General features: G+C 48.1%; 24 protein-coding genes and 1 tRNA gene. 14 read left to right on the top strand and 11 right to left on the bottom strand.

Annotation, left to right across the window (positions count from 1 at the left end; translation table 11 throughout):
* Positions 1-77 precede the first annotated feature (77 nt).
* From rsxD to EH243_RS18785, 4 genes are all read left to right on the top strand, one after another.
* Entirely contained in the window at positions 78-1,121 is a 1,044-nt protein-coding gene (rsxD, locus tag EH243_RS11425; protein WP_126158797.1) for an electron transport complex subunit RsxD, read from the top strand.
* Positions 1,121-1,783, top strand: coding sequence for an electron transport complex subunit RsxG (gene rsxG, locus EH243_RS11420; RefSeq protein ID WP_126158796.1), 663 nt, complete (start codon positions 1,121-1,123; stop codon positions 1,781-1,783). The genes rsxD and rsxG overlap by 1 nt, the downstream gene beginning before the upstream one ends.
* Positions 1,773-2,489, top strand: a complete 717-nt coding sequence (locus EH243_RS11415) for an electron transport complex subunit E (protein ID WP_126158795.1) — start codon at positions 1,773-1,775, stop codon at positions 2,487-2,489. Before rsxG ends, EH243_RS11415 begins: the two co-directional genes overlap by 11 nt.
* Positions 2,490-2,761: 272 nt before the next feature.
* Entirely contained in the window at positions 2,762-2,884 is a 123-nt protein-coding gene (locus EH243_RS18785) for a hypothetical protein (protein ID WP_277600710.1), read from the top strand.
* A 165-nt stretch (positions 2,885-3,049) separates the two neighbouring features.
* Here EH243_RS18785 and EH243_RS11410 read toward each other — a convergent pair whose 3' ends face one another.
* Both EH243_RS11410 and EH243_RS11405 read right to left on the bottom strand, forming a co-directional pair.
* Positions 3,050-3,340 carry a DUF6172 family protein gene (locus tag EH243_RS11410; protein ID WP_126158794.1) on the bottom strand — a complete coding sequence of 97 codons (291 nt, stop codon included), beginning with the start codon at positions 3,338-3,340 and terminating at the stop codon, positions 3,050-3,052.
* Positions 3,341-3,439: 99 nt separating this feature from the next.
* Positions 3,440-3,778, bottom strand: coding sequence for a hypothetical protein (locus EH243_RS11405; protein ID WP_126158793.1), 339 nt, complete (start codon positions 3,776-3,778; stop codon positions 3,440-3,442).
* A 208-nt stretch (positions 3,779-3,986) separates the two neighbouring features.
* Here EH243_RS11405 and nth point away from each other — a divergent pair, with 208 nt between their 5' ends.
* A complete protein-coding gene (gene nth, locus EH243_RS11400) occupies positions 3,987-4,619 on the top strand; it encodes an endonuclease III (RefSeq protein WP_126158792.1) in 633 nt (210 codons plus the stop codon).
* A 975-nt stretch (positions 4,620-5,594) separates the two neighbouring features.
* Here the strand turns inward: nth and EH243_RS11395 are convergent.
* The 5 genes from EH243_RS11395 to nrdA form a co-directional block, all read right to left on the bottom strand.
* Complete coding sequence (locus EH243_RS11395) at positions 5,595-5,822, bottom strand: VF530 family protein (protein WP_126158791.1); 228 nt, start codon at positions 5,820-5,822, stop codon at positions 5,595-5,597.
* Positions 5,819-5,959 carry a DUF2986 domain-containing protein gene (locus EH243_RS11390; protein ID WP_126158790.1) on the bottom strand — a complete coding sequence of 47 codons (141 nt, stop codon included), beginning with the start codon at positions 5,957-5,959 and terminating at the stop codon, positions 5,819-5,821. The genes EH243_RS11395 and EH243_RS11390 overlap by 4 nt, the downstream gene beginning before the upstream one ends.
* 687 nt (positions 5,960-6,646) lie before the next feature.
* Positions 6,647-6,913 (bottom strand): class I ribonucleotide reductase maintenance protein YfaE, encoded by a 267-nt coding sequence (gene yfaE / locus EH243_RS11385; RefSeq protein WP_126158789.1) that lies wholly within the window; start codon positions 6,911-6,913, stop codon positions 6,647-6,649.
* 10 nt (positions 6,914-6,923) lie between these two features.
* A complete protein-coding gene (nrdB, locus tag EH243_RS11380; protein ID WP_126158788.1) occupies positions 6,924-8,054 on the bottom strand; it encodes a class Ia ribonucleoside-diphosphate reductase subunit beta in 1,131 nt (376 codons plus the stop codon).
* 101 nt (positions 8,055-8,155) lie between these two features.
* Positions 8,156-10,420 carry a class 1a ribonucleoside-diphosphate reductase subunit alpha gene (nrdA, locus tag EH243_RS11375; RefSeq protein WP_126158787.1) on the bottom strand — a complete coding sequence of 755 codons (2,265 nt, stop codon included), beginning with the start codon at positions 10,418-10,420 and terminating at the stop codon, positions 8,156-8,158.
* A 758-nt stretch (positions 10,421-11,178) separates the two neighbouring features.
* Between nrdA and EH243_RS11370 the strand changes: the two genes are divergently transcribed.
* The 5 genes from EH243_RS11370 to EH243_RS11350 all read left to right on the top strand — a co-directional run bounded on the left by EH243_RS11370 (position 11,179) and on the right by EH243_RS11350 (position 14,008).
* Positions 11,179-11,262: transfer RNA gene (locus EH243_RS11370), tRNA-Tyr, on the top strand.
* 697 nt (positions 11,263-11,959) lie between these two features.
* Positions 11,960-12,202: a TIGR02647 family protein gene (locus EH243_RS11365; protein ID WP_126158786.1), complete on the top strand. Its 243-nt coding sequence runs from the start codon at positions 11,960-11,962 to the stop codon at positions 12,200-12,202.
* A 10-nt stretch (positions 12,203-12,212) separates the two neighbouring features.
* Positions 12,213-12,875 (top strand): TIGR02466 family protein, encoded by a 663-nt coding sequence (locus tag EH243_RS11360; protein WP_126158785.1) that lies wholly within the window; start codon positions 12,213-12,215, stop codon positions 12,873-12,875.
* Between the two features lie 166 nt (positions 12,876-13,041).
* Positions 13,042-13,551 carry a disulfide bond formation protein B gene (locus tag EH243_RS11355; protein ID WP_126158784.1) on the top strand — a complete coding sequence of 170 codons (510 nt, stop codon included), beginning with the start codon at positions 13,042-13,044 and terminating at the stop codon, positions 13,549-13,551.
* A 253-nt stretch (positions 13,552-13,804) separates the two neighbouring features.
* Positions 13,805-14,008, top strand: coding sequence for a DUF2788 domain-containing protein (locus tag EH243_RS11350; RefSeq protein WP_126158783.1), 204 nt, complete (start codon positions 13,805-13,807; stop codon positions 14,006-14,008).
* 62 nt (positions 14,009-14,070) lie between these two features.
* Here EH243_RS11350 and EH243_RS11345 read toward each other — a convergent pair whose 3' ends face one another.
* Entirely contained in the window at positions 14,071-14,565 is a 495-nt protein-coding gene (locus EH243_RS11345) for a HugZ family pyridoxamine 5'-phosphate oxidase (protein WP_206441598.1), read from the bottom strand.
* A 111-nt stretch (positions 14,566-14,676) separates the two neighbouring features.
* Here EH243_RS11345 and kdsA point away from each other — a divergent pair, with 111 nt between their 5' ends.
* From kdsA to EH243_RS11330, 3 genes are all read left to right on the top strand, one after another.
* A complete protein-coding gene (kdsA, locus tag EH243_RS11340) occupies positions 14,677-15,522 on the top strand; it encodes a 3-deoxy-8-phosphooctulonate synthase (RefSeq protein ID WP_126158781.1) in 846 nt (281 codons plus the stop codon).
* A 152-nt stretch (positions 15,523-15,674) separates the two neighbouring features.
* Positions 15,675-17,660 carry an SUMF1/EgtB/PvdO family nonheme iron enzyme gene (locus tag EH243_RS11335; protein ID WP_126158780.1) on the top strand — a complete coding sequence of 662 codons (1,986 nt, stop codon included), beginning with the start codon at positions 15,675-15,677 and terminating at the stop codon, positions 17,658-17,660.
* Positions 17,661-17,663: 3 nt separating this feature from the next.
* Positions 17,664-19,082: a DUF4139 domain-containing protein gene (locus tag EH243_RS11330; RefSeq protein ID WP_126158779.1), complete on the top strand. Its 1,419-nt coding sequence runs from the start codon at positions 17,664-17,666 to the stop codon at positions 19,080-19,082.
* A gap of 75 nt (positions 19,083-19,157) precedes the next feature.
* Here EH243_RS11330 and EH243_RS11325 read toward each other — a convergent pair whose 3' ends face one another.
* Positions 19,158-19,631: a tetratricopeptide repeat protein gene (locus EH243_RS11325; protein ID WP_126158778.1), complete on the bottom strand. Its 474-nt coding sequence runs from the start codon at positions 19,629-19,631 to the stop codon at positions 19,158-19,160.
* A 383-nt stretch (positions 19,632-20,014) separates the two neighbouring features.
* On the opposite strand from EH243_RS11325, the gene cysK reads away from it, so the two are divergent.
* The gene (cysK, locus tag EH243_RS11320) at positions 20,015-20,983 is read left to right on the top strand and encodes a cysteine synthase A (protein WP_126158777.1); all 969 of its coding nucleotides are present in this window, start codon (positions 20,015-20,017) and stop codon (positions 20,981-20,983) included.
* A gap of 106 nt (positions 20,984-21,089) precedes the next feature.
* Here the strand turns inward: cysK and EH243_RS11315 are convergent, their stop codons facing one another.
* Together EH243_RS11315 and EH243_RS11310 are read right to left on the bottom strand one after the other, a co-directional pair.
* A complete protein-coding gene (locus EH243_RS11315) occupies positions 21,090-21,287 on the bottom strand; it encodes a hypothetical protein (protein WP_126158776.1) in 198 nt (65 codons plus the stop codon).
* Positions 21,288-21,483: 196 nt separating this feature from the next.
* The gene (locus EH243_RS11310; protein WP_126158775.1) at positions 21,484-22,407 is read right to left on the bottom strand and encodes a Dyp-type peroxidase; all 924 of its coding nucleotides are present in this window, start codon (positions 22,405-22,407) and stop codon (positions 21,484-21,486) included.
* Positions 22,408-22,558: the final 151 nt, after the last annotated feature.

Below are 22,558 nucleotides of genomic sequence, written 5' to 3'. Positions count from 1 at the left end.
TTTTAAACAGCGGTGTTGTCCAATCTTTTTGCTAGACAACACCTTGTTAAATAAAGCGGCAGACCTGAGTAGATAGAATGTCACTGATACGAATCACATCACCCCACGCCCATCGTCCAGGCAACACCGGTAGCGTGATGCTTACTGTGTTGATGGCTACCCTGCCCGGGCTAGCGGCAATGACCTTCTTTTTTGGTTGGGGCACACTTATTCAAGTGCTCTGGGGCTCGTTATTGGCCATTGCACTAGAAGCGGCCTGTGTAAAATTACGCCAGCGTCCAGTCAGTTTTTATCTTACCGACTACAGTGCACTGGTGACCGCCGTCCTAATCGGACTCGCCCTGCCCCCCTTCGCCCCTTGGTGGGTGATGACGGTGGGGATTATTGTCGCCATTATCATTGCCAAACAACTCTATGGCGGCATGGGCAGTAACCCCTTTAACCCCGCGATGGTCGCCTACGCCCTCTTACTGGTTTCATTTCCGATACAGATGACCAGCTGGGCAGGCCCCTTTGTGATGAATGGTGATGGCTGGGCCGTGGTATCCCTAGGTGACACCCTGAGCGCCATCTTTGGTACCGCCGGCGCTGCGGTTGATGCCCATACGATGGCAACACCCTTGGACATTATGCGTCACCGCGGCGGCTTTACGACCGAAGAGATGTGGGTCAAAGATGCTCTCCTAGCCAACGGCATTGGTGCTTGGCATGCGGTCAGTGCGGCTTATTTTATGGGCGGCGTCTTTCTGCTGTATAAAAAAATCTTCACCTGGCACACCCCCGTCGCCATGCTGGCCAGCTTGACGCTACTGGCAACACTCTCTTTCCTTCTGATGCCTGATCAGTATCCCGATCCATTCTTTCACCTGACCACCGGCGCCACGATGCTAGGGGCGTTCTTTATCGCTACCGATCCAGTAACCTCAGCCACCAGCAATAAAGGCAAACTCTGGTTTGGTGCCGGTATTGGACTGCTGGTGTTTGTTATCCGCACCTGGGGTAACTACCCCGATGCTGTCGCCTTCGCCATATTGCTGATGAACCTCTGTGCTCCGTTTATCGATCAGTACACTCAACCCCGCAGCTATGGCCATGCCAAACCTAACCGGGGAATGAAGTAATGGACATGTTAACTGCTATTCGCAACAGCGCATTGGGCCTGAGTATTTTTGCCGTTATCACCTCGGGTGCTATCGCCCTGACTCAGGTTTATACCAAAGACCAAATACAGATCAACGAACAGGAAGCACGGGCTAAAGCCCTGTATCAGATCGTGCCGAAAGACAGCATCGATAATAACCTGCTAGAAGATACCATCGCGATTAATGAACCCGCGCTCACCGGCAGTGATCAGCCGGTCGATATATTTCGAGCACGCCGTCAGGGTCAGGTCACGACGATTATTATTCCGGTCACCGCACCCGATGGTTATACCGGCAATATCGATATGATTGTCGGTATCAATGCCGATGAATCCGTTGCCGGTGTTCGGGTACTCGCCCACAAAGAAACACCGGGGCTGGGTGATAAGGTAGAATTGAAAAAATCTAACTGGCTGCATGGCTTTGACGGTCAGCGCTATGAGGGGAAACAAGACCCCTCTTGGGCGGTGAAGAAAGATGGCGGCCGGTTTGATCAGTTTACCGGCGCGACGATCACCCCACGGGCGGTCGTGAATGCCACGGGACGGGCGATTCACTATTTTCGCGAACATAAAAGCGCACTACTGGATAACCGCGCTGATCTGAACTCAGCACCGGGAGCTAAACAAGATGGCCAATGATTACAAAAAAATCACCCTCGACGGGCTCTGGGATAATAACCCAGCACTGGTGCAGCTACTCGGTCTCTGCCCGCTACTCGCCGTTACCGGCACCGTGGTCAACGCCATGGGACTGGGGCTTGCCAGTACCATCGTCTTGATGGGATCAAACCTCAGCATCTCGATGTTCCGTCAATTTATTCCGGAATCGGTACGCTTACCGGTATTCGTGATGATTATCGCCTCGTTCGTCACCTGTATCGAACTCTTAATGCAGGCATTCACCTACGAGCTATATACCATTCTCGGTATCTTTATCCCGCTGATCGTCACCAACTGCGCCATCATGGGCCGTGCCGATGCCTTCGCCATCAAAAACCCCGTCGGCGCGTCTCTGCTCGATGGCGCCATGATGGGGCTTGGCTTCACATTAGTGCTGATGGTGTTAGGCGGTATGCGCGAAATACTGGGCCTGGGCACACTGTTCAGTGATATGCAGTTACTCTTTGGCCCAGCGGCTGAAAGCTGGAAGATTATTATCGTTGAAGATTATGTCGGTTTTCTCTTCGCCATCCTGCCACCGGGTGCTTTTGTCGGTATGGGGCTGTTAATCGCCGTCAAAAATATTATTGATAAACGCTTAGAAGAGAAACGCAAAGCCCCTGCCGTCCCGACAGAACCGGGCGCTGAAACCCGCCGAGTTCGGGTGACCGGTAATATATCCTGATAGCAAACCCTTTGCTGCGAGGCCTGGATACTGAGATCTCGCAGCAAACAGTGAATGATCATCACGGCCCGTCCCTTTGCGTGCTATGATGATCTGTCCTTCCTGCACATCATGACAATCCTTCCTGTGTAGCCTCGGCTAAGTTCAAAAGCTCCATTATTACTCCCTATCCATTTAACAGCCCCTACAGCGCCTCTGTGTGCCTGATCGTACTGTTAAAAAGAGTGACTGTGGTTGTTCTGTAAATATTCAATATTTCCTGGAGCACTAACATGAGCAAAGATAAGAACAGTAAGAAAGAATCGAAGAAAAAACCACTCATGACCGCCAAAGAGAAAAAAGCGGCGAAACGAGATAAGGGCGAAGCCAGCGGAACGTTGGGTGAGCACCGCTAAAGGAAGCTGACAGCAAACCTCTGCCCCTGACTGAGGTGTCTCATCATCGATGACGAGATATTCAGAACGGTATCGGCGGCAAAGGTTACCGCCAACGAAGCAAAACAACTCAAAACAAATAAAAAAAGCGACCATCGGGTCGCTTTTCTTTAGCTCATTATCGCGTTATTCAGGTTTTTCAGTGCGAAAGCCGGGTTTAGCCAGAATCTCTAGATAGAAGGATTCTTGGTTTTTAGCTTCAACTTCTGAGATTTTTTTGCTGATCTCAGACAGATGAATCTCAGCACTAGATGCTTCATCATCGCCAAAACGGCAATCAAAATCCCAGAAATCAGCACCTTCTGGCAACGTCTTATGACGCTCTCTTTTTAAATACTTTTTAACTTCATGCTTAATGGCATCAACATGCCTTGGCACAGTGAGCTTAGGGTGCGCTAAGTGAAACGTCTTTTTCATTGTAATTCCATAAGGGTGGTTGGTATGAGTACTCGATACCATTTAATCGTGTGGCCAAACGTATCAGCGGAGGTTTAAAGAAACTGAGTGATGAGACGATTATGTACGACTCATAAAATCCTCTATAAATAATGCAATCCTTTCACCCAAATGGCCTTCGAATTTATCGAGGCTTTTACCGAACAACGCTAAGTACCGAACAGCTTGAGAATAGCTTATTCTCTTACCGACCACATTATATTCTATTTCAGGAAGTGTTTTACTGTTTCTCGGCACGATATTCCATCTAATCGCATCGGAATCCTGAGATTGAATCTGCTCCTGAGCAAAGCGACAAAACTCAGCCACTAATTTTTTACCTTCAGGCCCCAAACAGCCCGACTCAACCCGGTAGATGACTAATAGCTTTCTATCTTCAGCCAACGGTAGATTCACCATACAGACCCCCAAGGCCTAACAAGCACGCACTTAACTATATATCAGCCACTCTATAAATGCCCATCACAACACCGGCTTTAACCTCAACACTTAGTCTCAGAGCCCAGCGGCCGTCACCATTAATGGCAGACGGTCTACCAGCACCCTTGCCCGCATTAACCCAGCCCGATACCATACAGCCCTCTTCAACTGACAATGAACGAAACGAATGAACGCTGCTAAACGCTATGAGATTTTTGCCCGCCTGCGGGAAGCCAATCCTCACCCAGTAACCGAACTTGAGTACAGCAGCCCATTCGAACTGTTGGTGGCTGTCGCGCTATCGGCCCAATCAACCGATGTCGGTGTCAATAAAGCAACCCGCAAGCTGTTCCCCGTCGCCAACACGCCTGAAGCGATCTATGCACTCGGGGTGGACGGTTTAAAGAGCTATATAAAAACCATCGGTCTGTATAACGCTAAAGCCGAAAACATTATTAAGGCCTGTAAAATGCTGATTGAACAGCATCACTCCATTGTGCCTGATAATCGAGAAGACCTTGAAGCATTACCCGGCGTAGGACGTAAAACCGCCAATGTGGTGCTCAATACCGCCTTTGGCCAACCGGTCATGGCCGTGGACACCCATATTTTTCGGGTTTCCAACCGTACCAAAATAGCACCGGGTAAAAACGTACTGGAGGTGGAAAAGAAACTGATGCGCTTTGTGCCCAAGGAGTTCCTTGTGGATGCACATCATTGGCTTATCCTGCTTGGACGTTACACCTGCGTCGCCCGTAAACCTCGCTGCGGCTCCTGCCTGATTGAAGACCTCTGTGAATACAAAGATAAAGCAGAATAACCTCTCTTGTCATCGCTGAAGCAAACGGTTGCTCAACCGGTTTGCTTCCCTCTAGACAACCACCTAACTGTACTGAATATTTCAATTAACACCTCACCAGATCGACTCAGCGTAAGCGCTTTAAACTGCGCATAAACGGGCCCAGATCATCACCTATAGACACCGCTGTAGAATGTCATTTAACTGTCATCTTTAAGCGTCAGTGACAAAATAGACCCTTCCACCAATAGCAGTTATGCACCGGACTAGTTGTACACATTTTCTGTGGATAAAACTGTTAGTAGTATTGGGGCAGATGTCTAAAACGCCCGTGGTTATTGGCCCTGACACAAATCGTACACATAAACGACACACAAATTTTAGCTTTTATTTTTCAATAACTTACGTATTACAACAGGAATTTATAATAGTTTTTCGCCAACCCTAACCCAGCATCATAAAAATTTACATTCTGCTGTGAATTAAATATTGCAATTTGATGACAGCGCTTCTTTCACGGCCTCAAAAGAGAGTAGTTACTCACTACATTCCTGTCGTCATTGACGGACAGTTTAAAGAAAATATTTTTATGATAATGCAACCCATAATCGCCAAAAAAATCCTAATGATTCCAACCATTTCAAAGTCGTTAATCACCCTCGTGCGCAATACAAAATCGACCCATATTGAAACGCTATGACATAAGCGGTGATACGTACAACTGCGTGCTTCACCGTCAACTCACTCGAGATTTTAGAGTGAACAGTTCGTCGATCCTTAACCTCTATTAACCCTTCTGTCAAAAAGTGAAATACGCAGAGGCACCCCATTCACCAAAGAGGTAAAAAGAGACTGACGCACAGTCTCTCTCTTAGCGTTCATTCAGGAAAATAGAGCGATAGGCGGAGTGAGGAACGGCTTAAAGAGTAACGGCAGCTAACCGATAATAGACGACACCTCTGAGTTGCTCAGAGGGCTTATTCAGAAAAGATATATTCAGCGAACGTTTCGCTGCGAGTGAACCCACAACTGTTCAACCTTCTCTCTTGCCCAAGGCGTTTTACGTAAAAATTTAAGGCTAGACTTAACACTAGGATCACTCTGGAAACAGCGAATATTGATCCGCCGTCCGAGCTCTTCCCAGCCATATTCGTCTTGGAGATCAATCACGATCTGTTGTAGCGTTACACCATGCAGCGGATTATTTTGTTGCGTTCCGCTCATTGCTCAACGTCCTGCTGTTCCAGATTGGCACGTTCATCTTTAGAGATATAGCGTGGCTTACCCGACACATGTACTTTTGCGTTGGCTTTTTTAGCACGTTTTTTCAATATGCTGTTTATTTTCTTCTTTCTGTTCATGAATACTGAGCCTGAATTTGATCGGAAATCAAAGGAAACCTTATTCTACCGAAGTTTGCCTCTCACTTCAGAAGATAGTTGACTAAAGCGATCTTTGCATTGCACTAACCCATCGTAGCAACACCGAAGAGCCTCGATGGTACAGCCATACTAGCGCCTCACTTAACCCCTGTTGCACACCTTAATCACCGCGCTATCACGACGACATAAAAGGGGCAGGATAGCACTGAGTGTCGCCTACCCCATGCCTGTAACAAGTAACTTATTCAAGTATTTTATCATACACAAATTCTGTGGATAAATCAGTGCATTACTTTTTGGTAAGTCGCTGTGAAGTCGATAGTACGGGGCTTAGAGGGAATTGTCTATAAAAGCAGCACACTAGAACAACTCTATTTATTTTCAATAGGTTAGCACTCACTACAAGGCTCAATCATCAGGTGTGGATAATTAAACGCGTGGGTATGCACATCCGTTTTTCTGCCTGTTAAGAACTTTTTTGCTGGATGCTATTTACCAACCCGTTTTAGGCTGTTTTTTTATAACGTTAAGGTGAGGTGCTTTGGCTAAGGCCGTTCGAGTAGGATCGGTAGCGAAGGGGGTGATACAGGTGTTCATTGACGAACAGCTATCGATTGATGATAACAGCATGAGGAATAGCTACCCCTATTCGCGGGTTAACCCCTATTAGTCTTCTGGTATCTCAATCTCAATATGGGAAACAGGCTTACAACAGCAGGCTAAAATCTCATCGCCCACGGTGTCATACAGTGCATCCTGCACCTCTTCCACCTCACCCTCTATCAAGCGAACGCGACAGCAACCGCAGTAGCCGCCACGACAATTATAGGGCGCGGGAATCTCTTGCGCTTCCATCGCATCGAGCAGAGAAAACTCATACTGATAATAAAAGGTGCTGAAATTATTCACCTTTATTCTTGGTATTCCTGACATGACCCGTTCCTTAGAGGTCGAAACCATCGAAGTCATCTTCACCCATTTCATTGTCGATAGCACCGACCAAGTAGGAGCTAATCTCCGCTTCTTGTGGGGCTACCTGCACATTGTCACTGACTAGCCATGCATTCATCCAAGGCAGAGGGTTCTGTTTAGGCGGGAAGATTTCATCAAGGTTAAGTGCTTTCATCCGCACATTGGTAATATATTCGACATAGTCGGACAAAATTCGCGCGTTGAGACCGATCATCGAGCCATCTTTAAACAGGTAATTAGCCCACTCTTTTTCCTGCTCGGCAGCCTCACGAAAAATCTCATATACCTGAGGCTGACACTCTTTAGCGATCGTTTTAAATTCAGGATCGTCGGCGCCGGACGCCAACATATTGAGCATAAACTGAGTACCCGTTAGGTGCAGTGCCTCATCCCGAGCGATCAATTTAATAATTTTAGCATTGCCTTCCATGATCGCCCGTTCAGCAAAGGCAAATGAACAAGCAAAACTAACATAAAAACGGATGGCTTCTAGGACGTTAACCGACACTAGGGTCAGATACAGTTTACTCTTAAGGTTATACAGGCTCGTATCGTAGGTTTTACCATCGATAACATGCTCACCCGGCCCCTGAATCATATACACATTCACCAACTCGATGAACTCGTCATACAAACGCGTCACACTGCGCGCCCGCTTAACGATCTCTTCGTTAGTCACGATCTCGTCAAACACTTCTGACGGTTCGGTGAGAATATTACGAATAATATGGGTGTAAGAGCGACTGTGAATCGTTTCGCTGAATGACCAAGTTTCTAACCAAGTCTCCAGTTCAGGCAGCGACACTACCGGCAGAAACGCCATATTGGGTGAACGCCCCTGAACAGAATCAAGCAGCGTCTGATATTTCAGGTTACTGAGAAAGATATGTTTCTCATGATCCGGCATCACCATAAAGTCTTTACGGTCGGTCGATAGATCAACCTCTTCGGGCCGCCAGAAAAACGACAACTGCTTATCGATCAGCTTTTCAATAATGGGATATTTTTGCTTGTCGTAACGGGCGACGTTAACGCTGTGGCCAAAAAACATCGGCTCTTTAGTGGCATCATTGAAAGTCGGATCAAACGTTGAATATAGCATGTCGCATCAATACTCTTACCCTGAACAGGGGGTCAAAACTATTTGCCGGCAGTTAAGCTAACAACCGGCCTAAACTTACTAAAGCTAAGGGGTGCAAGCCGTTATAGCTTGCAAGCACCGCTGTCACAACCACTCATATCATCGTGCTGATCGGTCGCACCGTCGCGGGTGTTATGGTAATAAAGGGTTTTAACCCCATATTTATAGGCGGTCAGTAGATCTTGCAGCAACTTCTTCATCGGCACTTTCTCGCCAGGGAATTTCGCAGGATCATAATTGGTATTTGCCGAGATAGACTGATCGACAAACTTCTGCATAATGCCCACCAGCTGTAGGTAACCGTCATTGGATGGAATCTGCCACAGCAGTTCATAATCATCTTTCAGCTCAGCATACTCAGGCACAACCTGCTTCATGACACCATCTTTACTCGCCTTAACACTCACATAACCACGCGGAGGTTCGATACCGTTGGTTGAGTTAGTAATTTGAGAAGAGGTTTCGCACGGCATCAAGGCGGTCAGTGTGCTGTTACGTAGACCAAATTCGCGGATATCTTCACGCAATGTTTCCCAGAAGTAGTGCAGTGGCTCATCACAGAACTCATCCACTTCACGCTTATAGGTATCGGTAGGCAGAATCCCTTTCGCGTAATTAGTCTCGTGGAACAACTTACATGGGCCCTGCTCTTTTGCCAGCTGATTCGAAGCTTTCAGCAGATAGTACTGCACGGCTTCAAAGGTTTTATGTACCAGGCCATTCGCCGAACCATCGGAATAACGCACGCCATTTTTAGCCAGGTAGTAGGCAAAGTTAGTTACCCCAACACCCAGTGTACGACGATTCATCGAGGCAATCTTCGCGGCTTTAATCGGGTAATCTTGGTAATCGAGCAGACTATCCAATGCACGTACGATCAGATCTGCTAAGTTTTCCAGCTCGTCTAAGTTATCCAATGCGCCGAGGTTAAACGCAGACAAAGTACAGAGCGCGATCTCACCTTCCGGATCATTAATATCGTTCAATGGTTTGGTTGGCAGAGCGATCTCAAGACAGAGGTTCGATTGCTTAACCGGTGCCACTTTGGCATCAAAGGGACTGTGTGTATTACAGTGATCCACATTCTGAATATAGATACGGCCTGTCGAAGCACGCTCTGAAGCCAGAATACCAAATAGCTCAACGGCTTTAATGGTTTTCTTACGAATCGATTCATCCTGCTCGTATTGCAGGTAGAGGCGTTCAAATTCATCTTGATCTGCGAAGAACGCATCATAAAGCCCAGGTACTTCGTGGGGGCTAAACAGAGTGATATCACCACCCTTGATCAAACGGGTATACATCAGCTTATTCAGCTGCACACCATAGTCTAAATGGCGAACACGGTTCTCTTCCACACCACGGTTGTTTTTCAATACCAGCAGCGATTCAACTTCAAGGTGCCAAAGCGGGTAGAACAAAGTAGCCGCACCACCACGAACACCACCCTGAGAGCAGGATTTCACCGCGGTTTGGAAATACTTATAGAACGGGATACAGCCGGTATGAAACGCTTCACCACCTCGGATAGGGCTACCCAATGCACGGATACGACCCGCGTTGATACCGATACCGGCCCGCTGACTCACATACTTAACGATCGCACTGGCGGTGGCATTAATAGAATCCAACGAATCACCGGACTCAATCAGCACACAAGAGCTGAACTGGCGGGTTGGCGTACGCACGCCTGCCATAATCGGCGTTGGCAGAGACAGCTTAAACAGAGAGCAGGCATCATAGAAACGACGCACATACTCGAGTCGAGTATCTTTCGGGTAGTTAGCGAATAGACAAGCCGCTACTAGCATATAAAGGATCTGCGGACTCTCATAGATCTCGTGGGTAACACGGTTCTGAACTAGATACTTACCTTCTAGCTGCTTAACCGCGACATAACTAAAGTTCATATCCCGACTATGATCGAGATATTCGTTCAGCAGATTAAACTCTTCTTCGCTGTAATCTTCGATCAGGTGTTTATCATAACGACCGGCATCCACCATCTTCGTCACATGGGCCAACAGATGGGGTGGCTCGAAGCTATCAAAAGCACGCTTACGCAGATGAAAGATAGCCAGTCGGGCAGACAGATACTGATAATCGGGAGCATCTTCAGAGATCAGATCCGCCGCTGACTTAATCAAAGTCTCATGGATATCGGCGGTTTTAATCCCGTCATAAAACTGAATATGGGCTTTAAGTTCTACCTGTGAAACTGAGACATTCTGAAGACCATGGGCGGCCCAGATAACGACTCGGTGAATTTTCTCAAGGTCTAGCTTCTCTTGTCGACCATTCCGCTTCGTTACCAATATGTCTTGCATTTCGCGTTCCCAAGTATGAAAAAATAAGGTTTCTTCACTGAACCTTTCCAGTGCGGAGTTCGAATAAAGAATGTCGTCAGTATATCGAGTTGAGTGATGTCCCCAACACGACGCTAAAGACTAGTGTTGCCACGACCACTGTCACACTATATGTAGTGCGCACCTAAATAACAGCCACTAAATATAGTGAAAAACAACAAAATTACAACTCTTGATTTTGCCCTTTTATGGGTGTAGTCGGCCCGTAAAAGCAGGTCAAAAGCCCGTGCCATCGGCATTGTAGAAAACAGCCTTAAATTGAGAAAAATTTTAATTAAAAACCGACAATTGATAAATTCTAGTAATCACAAAAAAAACCGCTCATTCAGCAAAAAATAATGGTCTTTTCGCTTTACAGTACAATTGAAAGTCAATAACATGCGCGACCTTTTTACCTGAGCATAACAGGGCCAATCTGACGCCCTTCGGCTCTAGACTGCAGCATGATTTAAGAAATGGCTTAAAAAGAATCGAGCCAATCATGGAAACGACACAGCCCTACTTCGAATATTCCTAGCGCTACACCTAGAACAGCATTCTCTTATCTAAGTTCAACTCCGGCTGACTTAAACACAATCTGACCCCTTACCTATTACTTAAAACGAGCACACTCTCTTTAATCGCCTTTCCCGGCGAACTCCCAATTTTGAAACATTACATAATAATGATCTTTTCGCTTTACAGCGCAGTCACAAGTCAATAGTATACGCGCTCTCTGTGGTGGGGTTCCCGAGTGGCCAAAGGGATCAGACTGTAAATCTGACGCGCGAGCTTCGGTGGTTCGAATCCACCCCCCACCACCAGTTATTTAAACATTTGAGCCTCGTTAATAGCGGGGCTTTTTTGTGCCTGTCGCTTACGATCTCATTAGTGAGTGGGGGATGGATGAGTACCGCCGACGTGGTTCGAGTCGAAGTGAGCTTGCGAACGCAGACAACGTTGCACGCTCTTTGTGCAACGGCCCGAAGGGGTATCATCCACCCACCAGCTATTTAAACAATCAAGCCTCGTTAATAGCGGGGCTTTTTTGTGCCTGCTGCTTACGATCTAATTAGTGAGTGCGAGGTGGGTGAAGACCGCCGACGTGGCTCGAGTCGAAGTGAGCTTGCGAACACAGACAACGTTGCACGCTCTTTGTGCAACGGCCCGAAGGGGTATCATCCACCCACCAGTTATTTAAACAATCAAGCCTCGTTAATAGCGAGGCTTTTTTGTGCCTGCTGTTTACGACCTAGCGGTAACTCTTCAGCGAAGACCGTCGTGATTAAACACATTCAACCCCTCAAAAAACGCCACACGTAAAACGCCCCACCACTTAATCTAAATGCATAAAACACAGCTAATCCTACCGATGCAGATTGACGCCAACAAAGACGCACAATAACGCTCCAAAAGAACGCCTCATATCAATAACTGTCAGATTAATTAACGCTTCCTCTGTACCTCGTCGTTATCCTGTGCCAATGTGTGAGAAAATGTAATAGCACGGAGATTTACATAATGCCTTACACCAACGAGATTATGGAAGAGATCAACATGCTCATTCGCTTTAGCCAAAGCAGTGATCATCAAGGACTTAAGGTACATCACGATGTTGCTGCACAAGCACTGGTTGATGCCACGCAACGACTGTTTGATAAAAAGCTGATCACCCTCTTTGATGGCGGCTATCTCACCCCTCTTGGCCATGAAGCGGCAGACCATGCCCACGCACTCATGAACATACTCAACACCACGGAATAAGATTCTCACTATGCAACAACCGGACGTCCTTATAGAAGATATCAGTGTCTGGGAAACTCAGATGTTCACTGTGCAAAATCCATTACACAGTGACATCCGTGACCCTCTGCTCAAACTTATCTATACATTGCGGGATAACCAGCATCAAGCGATCGAGAGCGATGTTGCTCCCACCGCCAAACACGCACTCTATGAAAGCACCTTGGATCTGTTGCAACGCCCAGAACCGGTGATTTCAGAATTACGTGAGTTTATTGAAGCGATGCTGGTCACGGTTGCCAGTGCGGTTAACGAACCCTTTTGGCCAGAAGGCGCTCAGGCGAGGGCCGATATTGTCGAATCCTGGTTTCATATCACCGAAAACGGCGGTTATCACGACACCCACGCACACCCTAACTGTTCTTGGTGTGGTATCTACTATATCGATGCCGGCGAGTGCGATATCCACAGCCGCAACGGTATCAACCGTTTTTATGACCCCCGCCATGGCGCCGATCAGTACCTAGATGCCGGCACCTCTTATCTAAACGGTACCGGTAGCTGGGATTTTTCAGCCGTAGAAGGTCAGGTGGTGATTTTCCCCTCCTACTTAAAACATGCGGCCATGCCCTACTTTGGACAGAAAGATCGTGTCGTTATCGCCTTTAATAGCCAGATCCACTTTCAGGAATAAACACCTAAGTAGGTTCAAAAACAGTTGGCTGAAGTCCCGCGTCACCCCTGACTATTGATTCAGCCTCCGCTAGGGGTAAGATAGCAACCCGAGCTGAACTTCTTTAGTGTTCCGGAATCAGATCAGCCACTATTCACCATTAATCGTTTAATAACAGGAATGTTCAATGTTCAACGCCCTCTGCTATTTTGTGCGCAGCCAATGGTATTGGCTGGCGATGATTGTTGCCGGTGTCATCATGGAAGCGGTAGCGCTCTATTATCAATATGGCCTGAATTATGGTCCCTGCGTACTCTGTATCCATGTTCGCATCTGGGTAATGGCCTTTATTCTATTAGGCATATTCGGGCTGCTGGGCCATAAAAGCCGCCCTGTCCGCATCTTTATTAGTGTGCTAACGGTGATCGCCGCCATAGGGCTAACAGAACGCTCTTGGCTAACCTTTGCCATTGAACGCAACTTAATTGACGGTAGTTGCAGCATGGGCTCAGGCTTGCCGGACTGGTTTGCACTGGATAAATGGTTCCCCGCCATGTTTGAGCCTTGGGAACTGTGCGGCTGGACACCCGAACTCTTGTTTGGCATCACAATGGCTGAAGCACTGATGGTCGTCGGCCCGCTAGCCATTATTGCGACTCTTTTTGCTACCTATGTTTTGTGCAAAAAAGAGGGCTAAAACCGCAACAAAATAATCCGAGGAGGCCGCGATCAAGTGAAAGCGTGCCTCCTAGATCACGTCCACCTCAGTCAAATACACTATCATTTTTGACAATCTCCTCTCTTTTATCCTCAACAGCGGGACACAACCCAAGCTTATACCTAAGATATTCCGCAAGGCTGGATGCTTTTTTTGCATCAATACGATTGCATATATCCCGCCTGACTCGGTAAAATCTGGGCTCCTCTCCATTCATTAGAAGGATTTCAGCGTGCGCCTGGCAGAAATTGAAGCAATATCTCTGAATATCGGCATCACGGTGTTTGCCGCTTATATATTTTTTATCATCTACGATCTAGCCAAAAAATCGAATGCAGGTAAATTCGGCACCATCGTACTGTTTTTTGCATTAGGCCTAGGGTTGGCGGCCTTTTTAGTCAAAACCGTGGTTATTTACATGATGGAAGGCGGATAAAGTATCCGTTTTAGAAACCATCACGCTGCATGACCTCCTGTTTAACCCTGCTACCGCCTATCTCACGATTTAGCCGTGATAGGCTGTAGCTGAAAACCGGGCAGCTGTAGCGTGAAGGCCCGCCCAAACCCGATCACTAAGCGTCCTTCCCGTGGCGTTAACCGAAATAATATAAAGTCAGGTAAACTGCGTAACAGATCGACGGTAGGGCCGTGCTTTTCTCGATATAAAGCGAGCACCGCATCATACTCCTCAGTATCAGCACCGACCTCTGCGGCAGAGCACTGCAACATGATTCGGTTTCGGGCAAACTGATTTCGACTCGCCGCTTCATCCTCAATCAACATAGCGCCAACTGCAGACGAACGCATCAGATTCTCTGTATGCCCCGCTAACTCACTGATATAGATATACAGCGCACCTTCGGTAAATACAAAAGGCGCATAACTCGCTTCAGGCCCCTCCCCCAAGGTGGCCAGCTGTAGAGCCTGACTCGATGCCAGTAAATGCTCTAATAACGCCAACGCCTCATCATCGACCTGCGATGTGCCAGACATACCCATCTCCTATGGCAGATTTTTTAAACGAATAGCCTATAAATATACCTTACATCTGAAAAGATTAACGTATAATCAAGCGGCTATAAAAAACTGATAGGATGGGTAAATATGCAACAGAAAGTGGTTAAAGCCGGGGATATTTCAATCTCAAACGAGACGCCAATGGTTCTGTTTGGCGGCATGAATGTTTTAGAATCTAGAGACTTAGCGATGCAGATCGCCGAACATTATGTTGAGGTGACCCGCCGACTAAACATTCCCTATGTGTTTAAAGCCTCTTTCGATAAAGCAAACCGCTCATCACTTACCTCCTTTCGTGGACCCGGTTTGGATGAAGGCCTCAAAATTCTGCAAGAGATCAAAGAGACCTTTAATGTTCCCATTATCACCGATGTTCACGAACCGTCTCAGGCTGCACCTGCGGCAGAAGTCTGCGATATTATTCAGCTACCCGCCTTCCTCTCTCGCCAGACCGATCTAGTACAGGCGATGGCCGAAACCGGCGCCGTGATTAATATCAAGAAAGCCCAGTTCCTCGCGCCACAAGAGATGCGCCATATTCTCAATAAGTGCGAAGAAGCAGGCAACAGCAACCTTATTCTTTGTGAGCGGGGCAGTAGCTTTGGTTACAACAACCTCGTCGTCGATATGCTCGGATTCTCCATTATGAAAGAGATGGGTTATCCAATCATGTTTGATGCCACCCACGCACTACAGATGCCCGGTGGACGCAGTGATTCAGCCGATGGCCGCCGCGCACTGGTTGCACAGCTTTCCCGAGCCGGTTTAGCCCAAGGGATTGCAGGGCTATTTTTAGAAGCCCACCCTGATCCAACCAAGGCTAAGTGTGATGGCCCCTGCGCCTTGCCATTAGACAAACTAGAACCTTATCTGGCCCAGATGAAAGCGGTCGATGAGTTAATCAAAAGTTTTCCTCCTCTGATCACTGAGTAAACAGTGATGCGACCCTATCAGGGTCGCCCAGCCAGTCATATCTCCGGTATCAGGCCCGATAGCGGAGATTAAATTGCTATGACGCTTAACTCTTTGTTAGTCATACTCTATTATCGAATAAAACCGCTAGGATTCTCGATTACGGGTGTACGATGGCTACTTCACAAGAACCGATCTATGACGGACTCAAACCGGATCAAATTATTGGCCCGGATCATCACCAGTTCAAACTTACAAGCCTGTTACGACTAAACCGGTTTGGCCAGCTCTGGTACGCAGAAGACCTGTCCACCAGCCGCTCGGTGCCCGTGACGCTACAGATATTTGATCCATCGCTACTCAAATACCAGGGCTTTATCGATTCGGCACAAAAACATATCGTTCTCAGTAAAAAGTTCAAGCACCCACATTTAGCCGAATATTACGGCATGTTCCGGCAGAAAGGCGTATTGCTATTTTTTGCCATTGAACTGATGGATGGGCTCACCCTCGAAAAACTGATCGACAGCGGCCAAATTAGCAAACTCAAAGAGAATCAAAAAAAAGGCCTATTGCAACAACTGGCAACAGCGATCGATATCGCCCATGCCGGTGCCGGACAAGCCCATAAAGCGATCTGCCCAGAATCGGTGTTTATCAATAAGCAGGGTGGCGTGAAGCTGGCTAACTTTGCGTTTGATGAAGCAATGAAAGTCGCCGGAGAACTCAGCAACACCCCATCATCCCATCTCGCCTATCAAGCACCGGAAGCCTTTCATCCCGCACCGGTAACCATGAAAGCAGATATTTACTCCTTTGCCTGCATCACCTATCAACTACTAAGCGGTAAAGCGCCCTTTTTAGCGACGGATGATGAACCCACCCGCGTGCGTAAAGAGTTAAAGAAACCCGCGTCACTCAATGCTGAACAATGGACACTGCTGCAATCGGGTTTCGCAACCGACCCTGAAGAACGCCCCCTTAAGGCTAGCACCCTGCTCAAACAGGTTTTTGATGCGGGAGATAAGCCCCCAGAAGCGGATGAAGAAGCTCCAGAACCACTACACGCACCGGAGGACAGTTCAGGCAAAAAATGGCGTCTAGCCATGCCTAAATGGGCGCAAGCCGCACTGATTTTTGCTGTTGGCTTTCTACTGGGTTTTAGTATTGCCTTCGTGATTGGCCTTCAGAATACCAACGAGGTTGAACTGGCACTCAGCCAAACCCAGACAGCGCTACAGCAGGTCCAAACTGATATCGCCGACCTCCAAGCAACGCTTCAACTAGAGCGTGAGCAACGGACACTGGAAACCGACACACTACAGTCAGAACTCAACCGTAAAATGGATGAAGTAAACTCGCTGCACAAAGAACTTCTGAGTGTAAAATTTGCTGACCCTGACAAATTAACGGTTTTCACCGATCAACTCGATGATGGTTTCAAAGCCCCACAGATGATCATTATGCCCCGAGGCCGCTTTACCATGGGCGATCAAAAACTCGTCGGCGATGATAACGAACTGCCCGCCCATCAGGTCACCATCAGCCACCGGTTTGCACTGTCACGAAACGAAGTTACCTTTAACGACTATGATTACTACGCCCGCTCAATGGGCCGCCCCCTCCCCGATGATGAGGGCTGGGGCCGCGGTAACCGCCCGGTAATCAATGTCAGTTGGAAAGATGCCAAAGCCTATGTGCAATGGCTGGCGCTACTCACCGGGCAGCCCTACCGCTTACCCACCGAGGCGGAGTGGGAATATGCCGCCCGCGCCGATACCGATACCAATTACTGGTGGGGTGATGAATTCGAGCCCCAACGGGCGGTATGCGGGGAGTGTGGCACCGAATGGGATGGTAAAAAAACTGCGCCGGTTGCCTCCTTTCCTCCAAATTCATGGGGCATTCATGATATGAGCGGTAATGTCGATGAATGGGTTGAGGATTGCTATCAAGATTCCTATTTCGGCGCACCGACTGATGGTTCAGCGATGATCGATGGCGATTGTGATTTCCGGGTTATGCGCGGCGGCTCCTGGTTCGATATCGGCAGGGTTATCCGCTCATCTAGCCGTTATCGTTATCTACCGGACAGCAGCAAAAACAGCTGGGGGTTCCGTATAGCACTCGACCTGCCCGATAAAACCGCTGAGGAATAGATAATGTTTAAGCCAATCGCACTCGCTACCCCAGGATTCATCGCCTCCCTGGGGTTAGCCTTCATCACCAGCACCCAAGTGTATGCCGCCCCCTTGGCAGTCGATGCTGAAAAACAGCAGGACCTCTCCATCACCCTGTATAACCAAAACCTAGGACTCGTCAGGGATGTCCGTGCTCTACCCCGTATCAATCCAGGCCAGACCCTCTACATTGAAGATGTCAGCCATCAGATTATGAGCCAAACCCTGCAGGTCGAAGATGCGGGTAAGATTCTAGAACAGAACCTCAATAACAACCTGATCTCCGTGCCCGCACTGCTCAATGCCTATAACGGCAAGATGATTCAATTAGCACGCTTTAACAGCGTTACGGGGACCGAGACCATCACTGAGGCACGACTACTCCGATCTGACGGCAACCAAGCGCTGATCGAAAAAGAGGGTCATATTGAAACCCTACCGGTCAACCAGCAAGGCTGGCGCTTTATCTTCCCCGCACTCCCCGAAGGGATGCAGGCCAGCCCCAGCTTAGAAATCCGCTCGGCGGGCACCAAAAAAGCCAGTGATGCCGTACTCACCTATCTGACCCAAGGGCTCAGTTGGCAGATGGATTATGCCTTGGTGCTGAATAGCGCAGGCGACCAACTGGAACTCGATGGTCTCGCCACCCTCAACAACCACACCGGTGTCGATTTTCGCAATGCCAAGATCTTGTTGATGGCCGGTCAGGTCAACCAAACCCAAGCACCGATGGTACGCCAGAAAACCATGGCCCTGATGGCGGATTCCATGGCGGGTAGCGGCGCACCGCAGGCCTTTCAAGATTACCAACTGTACAAGCTGCCGCAGCGGGCGAGTTTATTGAATGGACAAACAAAGCAGGTCAGCTTAATCAATGCCGATAAGGTCAATGCGGTAAAAAGCTATCACTACCAATTCCAAGTGTCCCCCTCAATGGACCGCCAAACCTATGCACAGAAACCGGATATACAGATCAGCTTTAATAACACCCAGCAAGAGGGGTTAGGCTTCCCACTCCCCGCCGGTACCGCACGAGTATTCAGTCCCGACGATGAGGGTAGCCGGCACTTTATTGGTAGCGCCAGCCTTCGCAATAGCAGCCAAGGGCAAAAGGTAAATCTACCGATCGGTAAAGCGTTCGATCTGACCATTAAACAGCAGCAAACCCTGTTTGAGAAAACCTACGATAGTTTTCTGACCGCCTATAAGTTAGAACTCAGCAACAGCGGCGATCAAGCGAAACAGGTGGAGATCACCGCCAACTTCCATCACAGCTGGAAAGTCGTCGATAGCAACCAGCCCTATAACCGCGTCAACGCCAGTCAGCTTCGCTGGCAGGTCGAAGTGCCCGCCGATGGACAGGCATCACTCATCTTTAAAACCGAGTTAAAGAAACCCTGATAGATCATCAAGGCCTGCGACCTATCCCATAGAGTGTGGGGTAGGTCGATAGATCAACAAGCCTAAGCTGGGCGCTTAAAGGTTAATAGCCTCTAATTTCGCCGACCAGTTCGCGGCCTCAGCCTCTGATGGCGCTTGCTCAAGCTCACCGTTAGTGAAGATATCGACCATGCGCTTAATCGCCAGTATATGGCCACTCTCGGCCGCTAGACGGTAATATTTCAGCGCTTTAACAGAATCGGCCGGATAGGTCTGATAACCCTCTTCAAATACCTTACCTACCTGATAAGCCGCTTTGCTATCACCTTTGTCGGCCGCCCGCTCAAGATAGATCAACCCCTGTATCCGATTCGTCATCCCCTCGCCCCGAAAAAACAGCAGATGACCATACACCGATAAAGCACGCACACTGCCATAATCGGCGGCATAGCGAAACAGCTTCATAACGAGCTGATGCTTAGCGCGGGAGCGCTTCATAAATGATAGGTGGAACAGACGAAGAGCGATCCAACCCAGTAGCGGGGCGATCAGTGTCATCAACAAACGCATCTAAATACCTTCAGCGATAGAGGATAAAAACGACACCATATCAGAATTCGCTAATATTTAAACCGCTAAAACCTCAGCAGCGGTCGTTCAGCACTCGCCATTTGCCTACTGAGTGGCCGTAAACCCAAGCATTTAACGACTGATAAAGTAAAACCGCTGCCTGCGAATAGCCCAGCATAACAGGCTTAACATCAGAGCATGGTTCTACTTGATATAAGTTAGTTATTGCGTTTAAATCAATGCCAGTTTAGATATAGAAAAACTACTTTTTATATCTTAAAGGAATAAGTTTAAATCGCTTAGTTTCCTCTTTTCAGTACGGTCAGCAGGCGTCTCTTAACAAGCGCTTTAGCGGCCGGTTTTTAGTCGTTACTGGTACCCCTATGAAAATATTTGAAGATAATTCCCTGACGATCGGTGAAACCCCACTGGTCCATCTCAACCGTTTAGCCCCAGGCAAGAAGATCTACGCCAAAGTGGAAAGCCGCAACCCTGCCGGCTCCATCAAATGCCGTATTGGTGCCAACATGATCTGGGCCGCCGAAAAAGATGGCACACTCAAGCCTGGTATGACACTGGTTGAGCCTACCTCGGGTAATACCGGTATCGCCCTGGCCTTTGTTGCCGCCTCACGTGGATACCAGCTGACGCTGACCATGCCCTCCTCCATGAGCGTTGAAAGACGTAAACTGATGAAAGCACTGGGCGCCGATATTGTACTAACCGAACCGGCTAAAGGGATGAAAGGGGCGATCGATAAAGCCCAGGAAGTTGTTAACAGCAACCCAGCCCAACACCTGATGCTGCAACAGTTTGAAAACCCAGCTAACCCACAGATCCATGAGCAAACCACTGGACCGGAAATCTGGAACGATACGGACGGTCAAATCGATATTCTAGTCGCGGGCGTTGGCACCGGCGGAACCATTACCGGTATCTCTCGCTATATTAAACAACAACAGGGCAAGGCGATTACCAGTGTTGCCGTCGAACCGACTGCTTCACCTATTATTACTCAAGCGATTAACGGCGAAGAGCTCAAACCTTCACCCCATAAAATCCAGGGTATCGGCGCAGGCTTCGTCCCTAAAAACCTTGATCTTTCCATCGTTGATCAGGTTGAACAAGTCAGCAACGAAGACGCCATCGAAACCGCGCGTCAGCTCATGCTAAAAGAGGGTATTTTGGCGGGTATCTCTTGCGGCGCAGCCCTGAGTGCTGCCATCAAGGTCTCCGAAGAACCGGGTAATGCCGATAAAATGATCGTGGTCATTCTGCCGGATTCCGGCGAACGCTATCTATCAACGGTCCTGTTTGAAGGCAGCTTCAGCGACAACGAAACCGTGCAGTAATAAACCGAACTGCTATATAGCAATTACTAAAAAACCGGGCTAGGCCCGGTTTTTATATGTGCAGCTATTGTGTTAATGCAACTTTAATCACAAAACTACATCCTCATTAGGATGCCATTCGGCGAATCTCATCATGACTAGGGAAGGTTGGCAGATGATCGACAAAGACCTGACCATCACTTAGCTTCTTGACTGTATACCAACGCGCTTTTCGTTCATCGCCTTCAAAATGGCCATCCACCTCAAAGTTTTCACCGTCAACACCTAATACCGCAATTGTTCTTTGTATCGCCTCTGCATGCATAATGGGCTCCTCTTCTTATTTTCGCACTTTACTTTTTAACAGCCCAATCATGGTGCTCATCTACGTGAGCTACAACGATTAAGCCGCCGCTTTAATCTCCTGATCATCCAGAATATTACTATTCTGTAAGTGTAGTCTATCCAGTCTGTTTGACAAACTTATGACAGCTTTAAAGATAGCTTTTAAAGATAGTGTTTCAAGCTAACTTTTCCAACCATGCCACCGAAGGGGCAAAGAAAGCCTGACCGGTTAACGCCTGAGTATAATCCAGCAAATGATCATGATGACCCGCCTCATCGCCCATAATCATACTTTCAAGCATTTTTGTGAACGGTGCAGCTGAACAGCCATAGGCAATAAACATCAATCCTCTGCGGGTCAGATCACCATAGGGCATACTATGCCGTAGGATCTCGATAGAGTTACCCTCGGCATCTTTCAAGGATGTTCTTTTAGTATGTGCAAAGGCCGCTTTATCGGCACCATCATACTCAATGTTATCCTCTTTGGTACGACCGAAAATATCTTCCTGCTGCTTAACACTGATCTTATTCCACGCGTCGAGATCATGCTCATAGCGCTGCAGATGAATATAGCTGCCACCGGCAAAATTGGGGTCTTCATCACCCACTACGGCCACTTGAATACGATCATCCCCTTGCGGATTTTCCGTGCCATCGACAAAGCCCGTCATGTCACGCATCTCAAAGTAGCGAAACCCATGCATCTCTTCGACTAGGGTTGCATCATCACCCAAGCGACTGGTTAACATCACACTCGCCTGATAGTTCAGATCATGGCGTTCAGAACGGATATGCAGCAATAGATCAACCGGTGTATGCACAGCCTTGATATCCCCGTGATTAAAGACGGGAAACGCAGCCAACTCAGCGGGCCGTTGCGCCGGACTCAATTGATCCCAATACTCGCTACCGATAGCAACGGTGATATGAAAATCAGCGTCGGGATACTGCTGGCGAAACTGCGCTTCGGTTGCGGGAATCTCCGCTAATACTTTGCGTAAATGCGCGACTGCGTCCGCTGAACGCACCATATTAAGGGTAATAAATTGGGCGTCGGTGTTAGCCTCAGCAACAACACCTGACTGAAAGCGGGTCATAACGAACTCCATTGTGGGTATCATTTTTCACCAGTATATAAATCTAATGGCAGAAAGTAAGTATTGCTTTTCAATGAGCTCAATAAAACAGATCGATGGAGTGCAGCCCCCTCGATTCAGCATTGATCACACCGGTTTTTTCGTTCCAAAC

The organism is Amphritea opalescens, from assembly GCF_003957515.1.
GTDB lineage: Bacteria > Pseudomonadota > Gammaproteobacteria > Pseudomonadales > Balneatricaceae > Amphritea > Amphritea opalescens.
This window is presented reverse-complemented; position numbering and strand designations above follow the sequence as displayed.